Source organism: Pseudomonas sp. PS02288, assembly GCF_029959715.1.
In the GTDB taxonomy this organism is placed as follows: domain Bacteria; phylum Pseudomonadota; class Gammaproteobacteria; order Pseudomonadales; family Pseudomonadaceae; genus Pseudomonas_O; species Pseudomonas_O kuykendallii.
Genome location: NZ_JASCPA010000002.1, coordinates 1 through 15,005, shown reverse-complemented (window position 1 = coordinate 15,005; position 15,005 = coordinate 1). Strand labels below are relative to the sequence as shown.

General features: G+C 66.6%; 8 protein-coding genes. 4 read left to right on the top strand and 4 right to left on the bottom strand.

All coding sequences use genetic code 11. From position 1 onward, the window contains the following. Window positions 1–17 precede the first annotated feature (17 nt). The 3 genes from mexE (at window position 18) to QMX85_RS01570 (ending at window position 5,940) form a co-directional block, all read left to right on the top strand. On the top strand, window positions 18–1,241 hold the full coding sequence (mexE, locus tag QMX85_RS01580; RefSeq protein ID WP_282338428.1) for a multidrug efflux RND transporter periplasmic adaptor subunit MexE: 1,224 nt from the start codon (window positions 18–20) through the stop codon (window positions 1,239–1,241). A gap of 134 nt (window positions 1,242–1,375) precedes the next feature. Continuing rightward, window positions 1,376–4,552: an efflux RND transporter permease subunit gene (locus tag QMX85_RS01575; protein WP_282338426.1), complete on the top strand. Its 3,177-nt coding sequence runs from the start codon at window positions 1,376–1,378 to the stop codon at window positions 4,550–4,552. After that, the gene (locus QMX85_RS01570; RefSeq protein ID WP_282338424.1) at window positions 4,549–5,940 is read left to right on the top strand and encodes a TolC family protein; all 1,392 of its coding nucleotides are present in this window, start codon (window positions 4,549–4,551) and stop codon (window positions 5,938–5,940) included. The genes QMX85_RS01575 and QMX85_RS01570 overlap by 4 nt, the downstream gene beginning before the upstream one ends. 381 nt (window positions 5,941–6,321) lie before the next feature. Here QMX85_RS01570 and QMX85_RS01565 read toward each other — a convergent pair whose 3' ends face one another. Continuing rightward, entirely contained in the window at window positions 6,322–6,759 is a 438-nt protein-coding gene (locus QMX85_RS01565; RefSeq protein ID WP_282338423.1) for a PACE efflux transporter, read from the bottom strand. Window positions 6,760–6,891: 132 nt separating this feature from the next. Here QMX85_RS01565 and QMX85_RS01560 point away from each other — a divergent pair, with 132 nt between their 5' ends. Beyond that, window positions 6,892–7,779 carry a LysR substrate-binding domain-containing protein gene (locus QMX85_RS01560; RefSeq protein WP_282338422.1) on the top strand — a complete coding sequence of 296 codons (888 nt, stop codon included), beginning with the start codon at window positions 6,892–6,894 and terminating at the stop codon, window positions 7,777–7,779. 50 nt (window positions 7,780–7,829) lie between these two features. On the opposite strand, the gene QMX85_RS01555 is transcribed toward QMX85_RS01560, so the two are convergent. The 3 genes from QMX85_RS01555 to QMX85_RS01545 all read right to left on the bottom strand — a co-directional run. Continuing rightward, entirely contained in the window at window positions 7,830–9,302 is a 1,473-nt protein-coding gene (locus QMX85_RS01555) for an efflux transporter outer membrane subunit (RefSeq protein WP_282338421.1), read from the bottom strand. Continuing rightward, window positions 9,299–12,403, bottom strand: a complete 3,105-nt coding sequence (locus tag QMX85_RS01550) for an efflux RND transporter permease subunit (protein ID WP_282338420.1) — start codon at window positions 12,401–12,403, stop codon at window positions 9,299–9,301. Before QMX85_RS01550 ends, QMX85_RS01555 begins: the two co-directional genes overlap by 4 nt. A gap of 37 nt (window positions 12,404–12,440) precedes the next feature. After that, window positions 12,441–15,005, bottom strand: a 2,565-nt coding sequence (locus tag QMX85_RS01545) for an efflux RND transporter permease subunit (protein ID WP_282338418.1), incomplete at its 5' end; no start/stop codon positions are given.

The following is a 15,005-nucleotide window of genomic DNA, read 5'->3' as shown; positions in this document are numbered from 1 at the left end:
TCTGGCGGAGCAACCCTATGGAACAGTCAATCAATTCACTCTGGCGTCTGCCGTTGAGCCTCGCGGCTCTGCTGGTATTGACTGCCTGTGGCAAGAACACGGAAACCGCCCAGCAGATGCCGGTGCCGAAAGTCAGCGTCGCCGAGGTGATCGAACAACCGGTCAACGAGTGGGACGAATTCACCGGTCGCCTGGAAGCCCCCGAGTCGGTGGAAATCCGCCCGCGCGTTTCCGGTTACGTCGACAAGGTGGCCTTCGAGGAAGGCTCGCTGGTGAAGAAAGGCGACCTGCTGTTCCAGATCGATCCGCGCCCCTTCCAGGCCGAGGTCGAACGCCTGCAGGCGCAACTGCAACAAGCCCGCGCCGCGCTGAGCCGCGCCGATAACGAAGCCCGTCGCGGCGACCGTCTGCGCCAGAGCAACGCGATTTCCGCCGAGCTCGCCGACGCCCGCACCAGCACCGCTGCCGAGGCCAAGGCCGCGGTCGCGGCCATACAGGCGCAACTGGAAAACGCCCGCCTTGATCTCGGTTTCACCCGTGTCACCGCGCCCATCGACGGTCGCGTCGGTCGCGCCGAGATCACCGCGGGCAACCTGGTCAATGCCGGTCAGTCACTGCTCACCTCGCTGGTCTCGACCGACAAGGTGTATGCCTACTTCGACGCCGACGAACGCGCCTTCCTCAAGTATTCCGCCCTCGCCCGCAGCCGTGGTGCCGAAACCCGCGATGCCAGCCCGGTCTACCTGGGACTGACCAGCGAAGACGGCACCCCGCATCTGGGCCAGCTGGACTTCCTCGACAACCAGGTCAACCCGCGCACGGGCACCATCCGCGGTCGCGCCGTGTTCGACAACAAGGACGGCCAGTTCACTCCGGGCCTCTATGCGCGGCTCAAGCTGGTGGGTAGCAACACCTACGACGCCATGCTGATCCAGGATGTCGCCGTGGGCACCGACCTTGGCAAGAAATTCGTCCTGGTGCTCGATGCCGACAGCAAGGTCGCCTACCGGCCGGTCGAGCTGGGCCCCAAGCTGGAAGGTCTGCGGATCGTCCGCAAGGGCCTGGAAAAGGGTGAGCGGATCGTCGTCAACGGCCTGCAGCGGGCATTCCCCGGTGCACCGGTGGACCCGGAAACCGTGCCGATGGCCAGCGAGCAGACACTCTCCGCGCTGAAAGAGCAACGCGAAGCTCTGGCCCAGCGGCCAGGCAAGCCGGAAGCAATAAAGGTCAGCCTGAAGTAAGCCGTTCTGCCTCTCTTCGGAGAGGTCCGGACGGGTCGCCCGTCCGTTAACCACCTGGAATGCCTCCACCCGTTCTCTCTATCCGAGGGGGCGGGGAACGGCTGTGCCTGTTCGTTTCACAAAGGAATACCCCGATGAACTTCTCCCAGTTCTTCATCCAGCGGCCGATCTTCGCCGCGGTGCTGTCGCTGATCATCCTGATCGGCGGCGCCATCTCGCTGTTCCAGCTGCCGATCAGCGAGTACCCGGAAGTCGTGCCGCCCACTGTCGTGGTGCGCGCCAACTTCCCGGGCGCCAACCCCAAGGTGATCGGCGAAACCGTCGCCGCGCCGCTGGAACAGGCGATCACCGGCGTCGAAGGCATGCTCTACATGTCGTCCCAGGCCACCGCCGACGGCAAGATGACGCTGACCGTGACCTTCGCCCTCGGCACCGACCTGGACAACGCCCAGGTGCAGGTGCAGAACCGCGTGACGCGGACCCAGCCCAAGCTGCCCGAGGAAGTCACCCGGATCGGTATCACCGTGGACAAGAGCTCGCCCGAGCTGACCATGGTGGTCCACCTGACCTCGCCGGATGACCGCTACGACATGCTCTACCTGTCGAACTACGCGGTGCTCAACGTGAAGGACGAACTGGCCCGCCTCGGCGGCGTCGGTGACGTGCAGCTGTTCGGCCTTGGCGAGTACTCCCTGCGCGTGTGGCTCGATCCGGCCAAGGTCGCCCAGCGCAACCTCACGGCCACCGATGTGGTCACCGCGATTCGCGAGCAGAACCGTCAGGTCGCCGCCGGCCAGCTCGGCGCGCCGCCGTCGCCCAGCGACACCAGCTTCCAGCTGTCGGTGAACACCCAGGGTCGCTTGGTCAGCGAGGAAGAGTTCGAGAACATCATCATCCGCAGCGGCCCGAACGGCGAGATCACCCGCCTGCGCGACATCGCACGGGTCGAGCTGGGTTCCGCCCAGTACGCCCTGCGCTCGCTGCTGGACAACCAGCCGGCGGTCGCCATCCCGATCTTCCAGCGTCCGGGCTCGAACGCCATCGAGGTGTCCAATCAGGTTCGCGCGAAAATGGCCGAACTGAAGAAATCCTTCCCGCAGGGCATGGACTATTCGATCGTCTACGACCCGACCATCTTCGTTCGTGGTTCCATCGAGGCGGTGGTGCACACGCTGTTCGAAGCGCTGCTGCTGGTGGTGCTGGTGGTGATCCTGTTCCTGCAGACCTGGCGTGCCTCGATCATCCCGCTGGCCGCCGTGCCGGTTTCCCTGATCGGCACCTTCGCGGTCATGCACATGTTCGGCTTCTCGCTCAACGCGCTGTCGCTGTTCGGCCTGGTGCTGGCGATCGGCATCGTGGTGGACGACGCCATCGTGGTGGTGGAAAACGTCGAGCGGAATATCGGCCTCGGGCTGAAACCGGTCGAAGCGACCAAGAAAGCCATGGGGGAAGTCACCGGGCCGATCATCGCCACCGCGCTGGTGCTCTGTGCCGTGTTCGTGCCGACCGCGTTCATTTCCGGCCTCACCGGGCAGTTCTACAAGCAGTTCGCGCTGACCATCGCCATCTCGACGATTATCTCGGCGTTCAACTCGCTGACGCTCTCGCCGGCCCTGGCCGCGGTGCTGCTGCGTGACCACGACGCGCCGAAGGACCGCTTTTCGCGTGTGCTGGACACGATCTTCGGTGGCTGGCTGTTCCGTCCTTTCAACCGCTTCTTCGACCGCGCCAGCAACGGCTACGTCGGCACCGTGAAGCGCGTATTGCGCGGCAGCGGCATCGCCCTGGTGGTCTACCTCGGGCTGCTCGGCCTCGGCTGGGCGGGTTTCGCCAGCACGCCGACCGGTTTCGTGCCGCAGCAGGACAAGCAGTACCTGGTGGCCTTCGCCCAGTTGCCCGATGCGGCGAGCCTCGACCGCACCGAGTCGGTGATCCGCAAGATGTCCGAGCTGGCGCTGAAGAACCCCGGCATCGACCACAGCGTTGCCTTCCCCGGCCTGAACATCAACGGCTTCACCAACAGCCCGAACAGCGGCGTGGTGTTCTTCGCGCTCAAGGATTTCGACCAGCGCAAGGACCCTTCGCTGTCCGCCGCCTCGATCGTCGCCGACATGAACGCGCAGTACGGCGGGATTCAGGACGCCTACATCGCGATCTTCCCGCCGCCGCCGGTCATGGGCCTGGGCACCATCGGGGGCTTCCGCCTGCAGGTGCAGGACCGCGGCAACCTCGGCTACGACGAGCTGTACAAGCAGACCCAGAACGTCATCAACAAGGCCCGTCAGCTGCCTGAACTGGCGCCCATGTCGGTGTTCTCCAGCTATCAGGTGAACGTGCCGCAGGTCGAGGCCGCGATCGACCGCGACAAGGCCAAGACCCACGGCGTGGCGATCAGCGACATCTTCGACACCCTGCAGGTCTACCTCGGTTCGCTGTACGCCAACGACTTCAACCGTTTTGGCCGGACCTACCAGGTCAACGTGCAGGCCGAGCAGCAGTTCCGCCTCGAGCCTGAGCAGATCGGCCAACTGAAGGTGCGCAACGACCGTGGCGAGATGATCCCGCTGTCCAGCTTCGTCAAGGTCGACGGTACCTCCGGTCCCGACCGGGTCATGCACTACAACGGTTTCGTCACCGCCGAGATCAACGGTGCACCTGCGCCGGGCTACAGCTCCGGCCAGGCGGAAGCGGCGATCAGTCGCCTGCTCAAGGAAGAACTGCCGATCGGCATCACCTACGAGTGGACCGACCTGACCTACCAGCAGATCCTCGCCGGCAATACCGCGCTGTTCGTCTTCCCGCTCTGCGTGCTGCTGGCGTTCCTGGTGCTCGCCGCGCAGTACGAAAGCTGGAGCCTGCCGCTGGCGGTGATCCTGATCGTGCCGATGACGCTGGTCTCGGCGATCAGCGGGGTGATCCTTTCCGGTGGCGACAACAACATCTTCACCCAGATCGGATTGATCGTACTGGTGGGCCTGGCGTGCAAGAACGCGATCCTCATCGTCGAGTTCGCCAAGGACAAGCAGGAAGAAGGCATGGACTGCATGGCGGCGATCCTGGAAGCCTGCCGCCTGCGTCTGCGGCCGATCCTGATGACCTCCATCGCCTTCATCATGGGTGTGGTGCCGTTAGTGCTTTCCTCCGGCGCCGGCGCCGAGATGCGCCATGCCATGGGTGTCGCGGTGTTCTCCGGGATGCTCGGCGTGACCTTCTTCGGCCTGCTGCTGACCCCGGTGTTCTATGTACTGATCCGCGCCTTCGTCGAGAAGCGCGAGGCCCGCAAGGCCCGTTCGCAGGAGCTGCACGCATGAAAGCGATCTTCGTCCCTACCCTGCTCGTCCTCGCGCTGAGCGCCTGTGCGGTGGGCCCGGACTACCAGGCGCCGCAGACCGAGGCGGCGCTGGTCACCGCCGCGCAGAGCACGGACTATGACCACAGCCGTTTCGAGGCCGCCTGGTGGCAGCAGTTCGAGGACCCGATCCTCGATTCGCTGGTCACCGCGGCGCTCGACCAGAACCGCGAGCTGCGCGTCGCCTTCGCCCGCCTCAAGGCGGCCCGGGCGATCCGCGACGACGTCGCCAACGACAACCTGCCCACAGTCACCAGCCGCGCCAGCTCGGAAATCGGCAAGGGCCAGCAGCCCGGGCAGACCTCCGACCGGGCCAACCTCGAGCGCTACGACCTGGGGCTGGACATGGCCTGGGAGGTCGACCTGTTCGGCCGTATCCAGCGCCAGCTGGAAGCCAGCGAAGCGCAGATCGAGGTCTCCGAGGCGGAGCTGTACCAGTTGCAGGTCAGCCTGATCGCCGAACTGGTGGATGCCTACGGCGACCTGCGCGGTGCCCAGCTGCGCGAACAGATCGCCAGCGACAACCTGAAGAACCAGCGCGCCTCGCGCGGCGTCACCGTCGATTTACGCGACGCCGGCGTCGGCAACGAGCTGGACGTGTTGCGTTCCGATGCGCGGGTCGCCGCCGTCGAGGCCAGCCTGCCGGTGCTGCAGGCCGAACAGGTCCGCGCGCGCAACCGCATCGCCACCCTGCTCGGCCAGCGTCCTGCCGAGCTGACCGTGGACCTCTCGCCGAAGAACCTGCCGAGCATTTCCAAGGCGCTGCCGGTAGGCGATCCGGCCGAGCTGCTGCGCCGTCGTCCGGACGTGCGTGCCGCCGAGCGCCAGTTGGCGGCCTCCACCGCCAACATCGGCGTGGCCACCGCGGACCTGTTCCCGCGGGTCAGCCTGTCCGGGTTCCTCGGCTTCACCGCCGGGCGTGGCTCGCAGATCGGCTCCAGCGCGGCGCAGGCCTGGGGCCTCGGCCCGACGATCACCTGGGCGGCCTTCGACCTCGGCAGCGTGCGTGCACGTCTGCGCGGCGCCAAGGCCGACAGCGAAGGCGCGCTGGCCAACTACGAGCAGCAGGTACTGCTGGCGCTGGAAGAGTCGGAAAACGCCTTCAGCGACTACGGCAAGACCCAGCAACGCCTGCTCGCGCTGATCCGCCAGTCCGAAGCCAGCCGCGCGGCGGCCGAGCAGGCCGGCATTCGCTACCGCGAAGGGACCGTCGACTTTCTCGTGCTGCTGGATGCCGAACGCGAGCGCCTGGCCGCCGAAGACGCGCAGGCGCAGGCCGAGATCGACCTCTATCGCGGCATCGTTTCCATCTACAAGGCCCTCGGCGGCGGGTGGCAATTGCAGGGCTGATCGAGCTCCTCCGAGCCGGCTGCCCCTGGCCGGCTTTTTCCAACCTCACGGATACCGCTCCTGGCCGTGGGGTTTTTTTTGGGCTTGGGAAAGGTGATGCCTGCTGGGCGTGATTCGGTGCGCACGGCGCACCCTACGGGCAGCGGAGAACCAGACGTAGGGTGCGCCATGCGCACCAGCGACCACTTCGCATGAATCGGTGCGCACGGCGAACCCTACGGGCAGCGGAGAGCCAGACGTAGGGTGCGCCATGCGCACCAGGGACCACTTCGCATGATTCGGTGCGCACGGCGCACCCTACGGGCAGCGGAGAACCGGACGTAGGGTGCGCCATGCGCACCAGGGGACCACTTCGCATGATTCGGTGCGCATGGCGGACGCTCAGGCACACCCCGGCACGGCGCGCGCCGAATCCGGCACGCCGAACAGGCGGTCGAAACACCACTGGAAGACGAACGCGTAGACGAAGAAGAACGCCAGCAGACCAATATCGGTGAACAGCGCGGCGACCAGGCTGATCTCCAGCCACCAGGCCATCACCGGGACCAGCAGCAGGGTCAGGCCGCCCTCGAAACCCAGCGAATGCAGCAGGCGCCGGCGCAGGGTGCGTTCGCGACTCGGCTGGCGCGCTTCCCAGCGCTCGAACAGGGCGTTGAACAGCATGTTCCAGGACATCGCGATGGACGACAGCATCACCGCCAGAATCCCCGAATAACTCATGCTGCAGTCGAAGGCGAGCGCGATGGCGGGCGACACGAAACCCATCGCGCAAAGCTCGTAAAGCATCGCCTGGACGACCTTTCGTTTGGTGCCTTGCATGATTTCATCTCCACGTTAGGTGCGGCGCGGCGAATCGGCTGCGCACATGTACGAGACTCTATGCAGTCGGTGCGCGAGGGACAAATGAGCTGTAGTCTCTTCAGATGAATTAAAATCATCCGAGGGATTGCCGTGTTCGCCCGCTTGCCGCTCACCGCCCTGCGCACCTTCGAGTCCGCCGCGCGCCTTGCCAGCTTCAAGGGCGCCGCCGAAGAGCTCTGCGTCACGCCCACCGCGGTCTCCCACCAGATTCGTGCGCTGGAGGAACTGCTCGGGGTTTCCCTGTTCGAGCGTCTTGGTCGGCGCGTCAACCTCAGCGCCGACGGCGAGCGCCTGCAGCGCAGCCTGCACGGCGCCTTTCTGGAGATCAGTCGCAGCCTGGAAAGCTTCCAGCGGGTGGGCCGCGACGACAGTCTGAGCCTGACCACCACCCCGGCGTTCGCCGCGCTCTGGCTGATTCCCCGCCTCGGACGCTTCTACCGCCAGTACCCGCAGATCCGTGTGCGCATCGAGACCAGCAACGGCCTCGCCGACCTGCAGCGCGATGCCAGCATCGACCTGGCGATCCGCTGCGGTTTCGAGGAGGTCCCGCAGTTGCTGCGCTTCCCGCTGATGAGCGAACACTTCTGCGCCTACGGTACCCCGCAGTTGCTGGCGAGCCTGCCGGAAGCCGGGGTGGAGCTGATCAATGTGGCATGGACCACGCCGCAGGTCGGCGAGCTGCCGAGCTGGGAAGACTGGAACGCGGCCATCGGCGAGGACTGGGTGGCACAGGCCGCGCGGCGCGATTACCCGGATGAGCACTATGCGCTGCAGGCGGCGATCTCTGGTCAGGGCCTGGTGCTGGCCAGCTCGGTGCTGGCCTCGGACAGCGTCGCCACCGGCTTGCTGAAGCCCTATCGCAGCGACGTCACCCTGCCCGGCCCGCAGTACCGGGCGGTGTGCGTACCCGGACGGGAGCGGCAACCGGCAGTGCAGGCGTTCCTGCGCTGGATCGAGAAGGAAGCGGCGGAGGGCTGAAGTGCGGGTGGTGGGCTTCAGCCCACCGCTGCCCCTGCAGAGGTTTCCCGTTACTTCGCCGCCGGCTGTTCGTTCAATTGGTCCGAACTCCAGCCGCCACCCAGCGCGGCGATCAGTTGCACGCTGGCGGTGAGCCGGCTGCCCAACAGGGTCAGGTTGCTGCGCTCGTTGGAAAGCTTGGTCGCCTGCACGCTGACGACATCGTTGTAATCCACGGTGCCGGCCTTGTACTGGTTTTCGATCAGGCGGAGGGATTCGCGGGCGGCGTCGAGGGCCTCGCGCTGGTAGCCGGATTCGCGCTCGAGCACCTGCAGCTGCACCAGGTAGTCCTCCACCTCGCGGAAGCCGTCGAGCACGGCCTGGCGGTACTCGGCGACGGTCTGGTCATAGCCGGCGCGGCTGCGTTCCAGCTCGGCGGCGCGGGCGCCGCCGTCGAACAGGGTCAGCGCCAGGGACGGGCCGAGCGACCAGAAGCGGTTCGGCACGTTGATCCAGTCGGCGAAACTGTCGTTGCGGTAGCCGCCGTTGGCGGACAGGCTCAGGTCGGGGAAGTAGGCGGCCTTGGCCACGCCGATCTGCGCGTTGGCGGCGATCACGCTGCGTTCGGCGGAGGCGATGTCCGGGCGTCGCTCGAGCAGCTCCGAGGGCAACTCCAGGGGAACCGCCGGCAGTTCGGGAATCGACTCGTGCACGGCGATGGAAAACTCCGCCGGCGGCGCGCCGGTCAGCACGGCGATGGCGTGTTCCAGCTGCGCGCGTTGCCAGTCGAGGTCGATGGACTGCGCCTGGGTACTTTTCAGCTGGGTCAGCGCCTGGCTGACGTCGGACTTCGGCACGATACCGGCGTTGTACTGGTTCTGGGTCAGCCGCAGCGAGCGTTGATAGGCCGCCACGGTGGCGTTCAGCAGGCGCTTCTGTTCATCCATCACGCGCAGTTGCAGGTAGTTCTGCACGAGTTCCGATTGCAGGCTCAGGCGCGCCGCCGCGAGGTCGGCGAGGCTCGCCTCGGCGCTCGCACGGTCGGCCTCCAGGCCACGGCGCAGGCGGCCCCAGACGTCCAGTTCCCAGCTCACGCCGAGGTTGGCGTTGTAGCTCTTGGAGATGCCACCGCCGCCCGAGCTGGTAATGACCGAACCGTCGGAGGTGCGCACGGTGCTGCTGCCGCCGCCCTGCCCCGAGCGCGTCACGTCGGTATTGGCCGAAACCGTCGGGTAGAACGCCGCGCGGGCGCTGCGCACCAGGGCGCGCGCCTGGCGATAGGCCGCTTCGGAGGCGGCGACGTTCTGGTTGGAGACGTTGAGCTTCTCCACCAGCGCGTTCAGCTCGGCATCGCCATACAGCTCCCACCAGGCGCCTCGCTCCAGCGCATCGGCCGGCACGGCGGCTTTCCAGCCCTGTGCCTGCTTGAACTGTACCGGGGTGTCCACGGACGGCCGCTGGTAATCCGGTCCCAGGGCGCAGCCGGACAGCAGTACGAACAGGGCGAGCGCGACGGGACGAAGCGGCGGGTGCGAATGGCTCATAGCGGAGTATCCAGGGCGGCATCGGTACGCACGCCGCGCCAGCGGTTGAAACGGTGGCGCAGGCGGTCGAGGGACAGGTAGACCACCGGGGTGGTGTAGAGGGTGAGGATCTGGCTCAGCACCAGACCGCCGACGATGGTGACACCCAGAGGCTGGCGCATTTCCGCGCCCTCGGTGCCGCCGATCAGCAGCGGCAAGGCGCCGAGGATCGCCGCCAGCGTGGTCATCAGGATCGGCCGCAGGCGCAGTAGGCAGGCCTGGCGGATCGACTCCGCCGGCGACTGCCCCTCGCGTTCCAGTTGCAGCGCGAGGTCGATCATCATGATCGCGTTCTTCTTGACGATGCCGATCAGCAGAAACAGCCCCAGCAGCGAGATCAGGCTGAACTGGCCGCGGATCAGGATGATCGTCAGCAGCGCGCCGACCCCGGCCGACGGCAGCGTCGAGAGGATGGTCAGCGGGTGGATGTAGCTTTCATAGAGGATGCCGAGCACCAGGTAGACCAGTACCAGCGAGGCCAGGATCATCCACGGCTGGTTCTGCTGGGTGCTCTTGAAGGCGTCGCCGGCGCCGCCGAGGCGGCCGATCACTTCGGTGGGCATGCCGATCGCCGCCACCGCCTTGTCGATGGCGACGGTGGCCGCATCCAGGCTGACGCCGGGTGCCAGGTCGAAGGAAATCGCTTCCGAGGCGAACTGGCCCTCGTGGTTGACCCGGTCGTCCGCCAGGCTGTTGGAGTAGCTGGCCACCGCCGACAGCGGCACGCGCCCACCCTCCGCGGTAACCAGATAGACCTGTTCCAGTGTCTTCGGGTCCTGGGCGTATTTCGGGTTGACCTCCATCACCACCTGGTATTGGTTGAGGCTGTCGTAGATGGTGGAAATCTGCCGCTGGCTGTAGGCGTTGTTCAGCGCGGCGCTGACCATCGCCATGTCCACGCCCAGGCGCCGGGCTTCGTCGCGATTGACCTGCAGGGTCACCTGCTGGGTGCCGCCGCCGTCGTTGGCGTCGATCGCGGTGAGTTCGGGCAGCGCCTTGAGCGCCGCGGCGACCTGCGGCAGCCATTTGCGCAGCAGGCTCAGCTCGTCGGTCTGCAGCAGGTACTGGTACTGCGAACTGTCCTGCTCGCGCGAGCCGCCGAACATCAGGTCCTGGTCCGCCATCAGCATCAGCCGGCCGCCCGGCACCTTGGGCATGTTCTTGCGCAGCCGCTCGATGACCTGCTGCGCGGACAGCGAACGTTCCTTCATCGGTTTCAGCCGGACGATCATGAAGGCGTTGTTGGTCCCGCCGTTGCCGCCGATGAAGCCGGCGACGCTTTCCACCGCGGGGTCGTTGAGCAGTGAGCGGCGGAAGGTTTCCATCTTCGGCTGCATGACGCTGAACGAGAGGCCGTCGTCGCCTCGGATGAAACCGGTCAGCTGGCCGGTGTCCTGCTGCGGCATGAAGGTCTTCGGCACCGCGACGTACAGGTAGACGTTGAGCACCACCGTGGCCAGCAGGCTCAACAGCGTCAGCTTCGGATGGCGCAGTACCCAGCCCAGCGTGCGGTCGTAGAAGCGCACCAGGCGCTGGTGCTGCGCCTCGCTCCAGCGTTGCAGGCGGCTTTGCCGCGCCGGGTCGTGGGGTTTCAGCCAGCGCGCGCAGAGCATCGGCGTGAGCGTCAGCGAAACCACCAACGAGACGATGATCGCCGCCGCAAGGGTGATCGAGAACTCCTTGAACAACTGGCCGACGATGCCGCCCATGAACAGAATCGAGACGAACACCGCGACCAGCGACAGGTTCATCGACAACAGGGTGAAACCGACTTCCTTGGTGCCCAGCAGCGCCGCGCGAAACGGCGGCTCGCCGTTGTCGATGTGCCGGGCGATGTTCTCCAGCACCACGATGGCGTCATCCACCACCAGCCCGGCGGCGAGGATCAGCGCCATCAGCGATAGGGTGTTCAGCGAGAAGCCGGCCAGGTGCATCACGGCGAAGGTGCCGATCAGCGACACCGGCACGGCCAGCGCCGGAATCAGCGAGGCGCGCAGGTTGCCCAACGACAGGAAGACCACCAGGATCACCAGCGCCACGGCGATCAGCAGGGTGCGCTCGGCTTCGTGCAGGGTCGCGCGAATGGTCGCCGAGCGGTCCATCGCCAGGTTCAGCTTTACACTCGCCGGGAGCACGGCCTGCAACGCCGGGAGCTGGTCCTTGATCGACCGGATGGTCTCGATGATGTTCGCCCCGGCCTGCCGGTTGACCACCAGCAGCACAGCCGATTCGTCGTTGTAGAAGCCACTGTTGTAGCGGTCCTCGACGCCGTCGCTGACCTTCGCCACATCGCGCAGGCGCAGCGCCGCGCCGTCCTGGTAATGGATGATCACCGGCTCGTAGTCGGCGGCGCGCTCGAGCTGGTCGTTGGCCTGGATCTGCCAGTTGTGCTGGTCGTTCTCCACCGCGCCGACCGGCCGCCGCACGTTGGCGGCGGTGATTGCGCTGCGCACCTCATCGAGGGAAACCCCGTACTGATAGAGCAGCTGCGGCTCCAGTTCGATGCGCACCGCCGGCAGCGAGCTGCCGCCGATCTGCACTTCGCCGACGCCGGTCACCTGCGACAGGCTCTGCGCCAGGATGGTCGAGGCCAGGTCGTACAGCTGGCCCTTCTGCAGCACGTCGGAGGTCAGCGAGAGCACCATGATCGGCGCCTGCGAAGGGTTCACCTTGCGGTAGGTGGGCATGCTGCGCATGCCGCTGGGCAACAGGTTGCGCGAGGCGTTGATGGCCGCTTGCACGTCGCGCGCCGCGCCGTTGATGTCCCGGTCCGCCTCGAACTGCAGGATGATCCGCGTCGAGCCCTGGCTGGTGCGGCTGGTCATCTGGGTGATGCCGGCAATGCTGCCGAACGAGCGCTCCAGCGGCGTGGTGACGCTGGACGCCATGATCTCCGGGCTCGCCCCCGCCAGGTTGGCCTGCACGGTGATCACCGGGAAGTCGATCTGCGGCAGCGGCGCGACCGGCAGCAGGCCGAAGCTGAGGCTGCCGAGCAGGAGGATCGCCAGGCTCAGCAACATGGTCGCGACCGGCCGGCGGATGAAGGGCGCGGAGAGATTCATCGCGGCGCCTGCCCTGCGCGCAACGCGTCCCGCGCCGTCATACCAGCACCTCGCCCTCTTCGCCTCGTGGCCGGCGGAAACGCGTGGCCAGGCGGTCGAAGTACAGGTAGATCACCGGCGTGGTGAACAGCGTCAGCACCTGACTGACCAGCAGCCCGCCGACCATCACCAGCCCCAGCGGCTGGCGCAGCTCCGCGCCCGAACCGCTGGCGAGCATCAGCGGCACCGCGCCGAACAGCGCTGCCAGGGTAGTCATGAGGATCGGTCGGAAGCGCAGAAGCGCGGCCTGGTAGATCGCCGCCTCCGGTGCCATGCCCTGGTGGCGTTCGGCGTCGAGGGCGAAGTCGATCATCATGATCGCGTTCTTCTTGACGATGCCGATCAGCAGGATGATGCCGATGATCGCGATCAGTCCGAGGTCGTTGCCGGTCAGCAGCAGCGCGAGCAACGCGCCGACACCGGCCGACGGCAGTGTCGAGAGGATGGTGATCGGATGCACGTAGCTCTCGTAGAGCACGCCGAGCACGATGTACATGGTCACCACCGCCGCCAGGATCAGCAGCAGGGTCGACGACAGCGAGGCGCGGAACGCTTCGGCGGCTCCCTGAAAGCGGCTCTGCACGCCGGCCGGCATGCCGATTTCCTGCTGGGTGCGCTCGATCACTTCCACCGCCTTGCCCAGCGATACGCCGTCGGCGAGGTTGAACGACAGCGTGCTGGAGGGGAACTGGCCGATGTGGTTGATCACCAGTGGCGCCTGCCGCTCCTCGATCCGCGCCAGGCTCGACAGCGGCACCTGGGTGCCCTCGCGGGTGGCGACGTGGATCTGCCCCAGTGCCTGCGGGCCGATCTGCTCGCCGGCGGCCGCCTGCAGCACCACGCGGTACTGGCTGGACTGGGTGAAGATGGTGGAGATCTGCCGCTGGCCGAAGGCGTCGTAAAGCGCATCGGTGATCGCGCTCATGCTCACCCCGAGCCGGCTGGCGAGGTCGCGATCGACGTTCAGGTAGACCTGCAGCCCTTTGCCCTGCAGGTCGCTGGCGACATCGGTGAGTTCGGGCTGGCGGCGCAACGCGTCCACCAGCTTGCCGTTCCATTCGCTGAGCAGCTCGGTGTCCGGTGACTCCAGGCTGAACTGGAACTGGGTGCGGCTGACCCGGTCCTCGATGGTCAGGTCCTGGACCGGTTGCAGGTACAGGCGGATGTCGCTGAGCCGCGCCAGCTTCGGTTGCAGGCGCTCGATCACCTGGGTGGCGCTGACGTCGCGCTCGGCGTGCGGTTTCAGGTTGATCAGCAGGCGACCGCTGTTCAGCGTGACATTGTCGCCGTCGACGCCGATGTAGGACGACAGGCTGGCCACCGCCGGGTCCTCGAGGATCAGCCGCGACAGCTCCTGCTGGCGCTCGCTCATGGCGCGGAACGACACCGACTGCGGCGCCTCGGAAATGCCCTGGATGACCCCGGTGTCCTGCACCGGGAAGAAGCCCTTGGGCACCGCCAGGTAGAGCACCACGGTCAGCCCGAGGGTGCCCACGGCCACCAGCAGGGTCAGCGGCTGATGCCTGAGCACCCAGCGCAGGCCGCCGGAATAGCGCTCGATCAGCCACTCGATCCAGGCACCGCTGGCGCGGTAGAAGCGGCCCTGCTCGGCTTCCGGCGGTTCGCGCCTGAGCAGGCGTGCGCACATCATCGGCGTCAGCGTCAGCGAGACCACCAGGGAGATCAGGATCGCCACCGCCAGCGTGATGGCGAACTCGCGGAACAGCCGGCCGACCACGTCGGCCATGAACAGCAGCGGAATCAGCACGGCGATCAGCGAGAAGGTCAGCGAGATCAGGGTGAAGCCGATCTGCCGCGCGCCCTTCAGCGCCGCTTGCAGGGGCGAGTCGCCCTCCTCCACGAATCGCGCGATGTTCTCCAGCATGACGATGGCGTCGTCCACCACGAAACCGGTGGCGATGGTCAGCGCCATCAGCGTCAGGTTGTTTACCGAGAAGCCGGCGAGGTACATCACGCCGAAGGTGCCGACCAGCGACAGCGGCACGGCGATCGACGGGATGATGGTCGCCGAGAAGCGCCGCAGGAAAAGGAAGGTGACCATCACTACCAGCGCGATGGACAGCAGCATCTCGTGCTGCACGTCCCTGACCGCCGTGCGCACGGTCTGCGTGCGGTCGGTGAGCACGACGACGTCGAGCCCTGAAGGCAGGGTCGAGGTGATCGCCGGCAGCAGCGCCTTGATCCGGTCGACCACCTGGATGACGTTGGCGCCAGGCTGGCGCTGGATGTTGATCAGCACGGCCTGGTTCTGGTTGGCCCAGGCGGCGAGGCGCTCGTTCTCCGCGCCACTGACGACCTCCGCCACGTCGCGCAGGCGCAACGCGGCGCCGGCGTTGTAGCCGAGAATCAGGTTGGCGTATTCCTCGGGCGAGCGCAGCTGGTCGTTGGCATCGAGCATCGAGGTGCGCGTGGGGCCGTCGAAGTTGCCCTTCGGCTGGTTGACGTTGGACGAGGTGATCAGCGTGCGCACGTCGGACAGGTTCAGCCCGGCGGCGGCCAGCGCCTGCGCGTTGACCTTCACCCGCACCGCCTGGCGCTGGCC

Bases quoted from the DNA above. Each gene is read 5' to 3' on its own strand.
- QMX85_RS01565 (WP_282338423.1), bottom strand. From the start codon at position 6,759: ATGCAAGGCACCAAACGAAAGGTCGTCCAGGCGATGCTTTACGAGCTT.
- QMX85_RS01570 (WP_282338424.1), top strand. From the start codon at position 4,549: ATGAAAGCGATCTTCGTCCCTACCCTGCTCGTCCTCGCGCTGAGCGCC.
- QMX85_RS01555 (WP_282338421.1), bottom strand. From the start codon at position 9,302: ATGAGCCATTCGCACCCGCCGCTTCGTCCCGTCGCGCTCGCCCTGTTC.
- QMX85_RS01575 (WP_282338426.1), top strand. From the start codon at position 1,376: ATGAACTTCTCCCAGTTCTTCATCCAGCGGCCGATCTTCGCCGCGGTG.
- mexE (WP_282338428.1), top strand. From the start codon at position 18: ATGGAACAGTCAATCAATTCACTCTGGCGTCTGCCGTTGAGCCTCGCG.
- QMX85_RS01550 (WP_282338420.1), bottom strand. From the start codon at position 12,403: ATGAATCTCTCCGCGCCCTTCATCCGCCGGCCGGTCGCGACCATGTTG.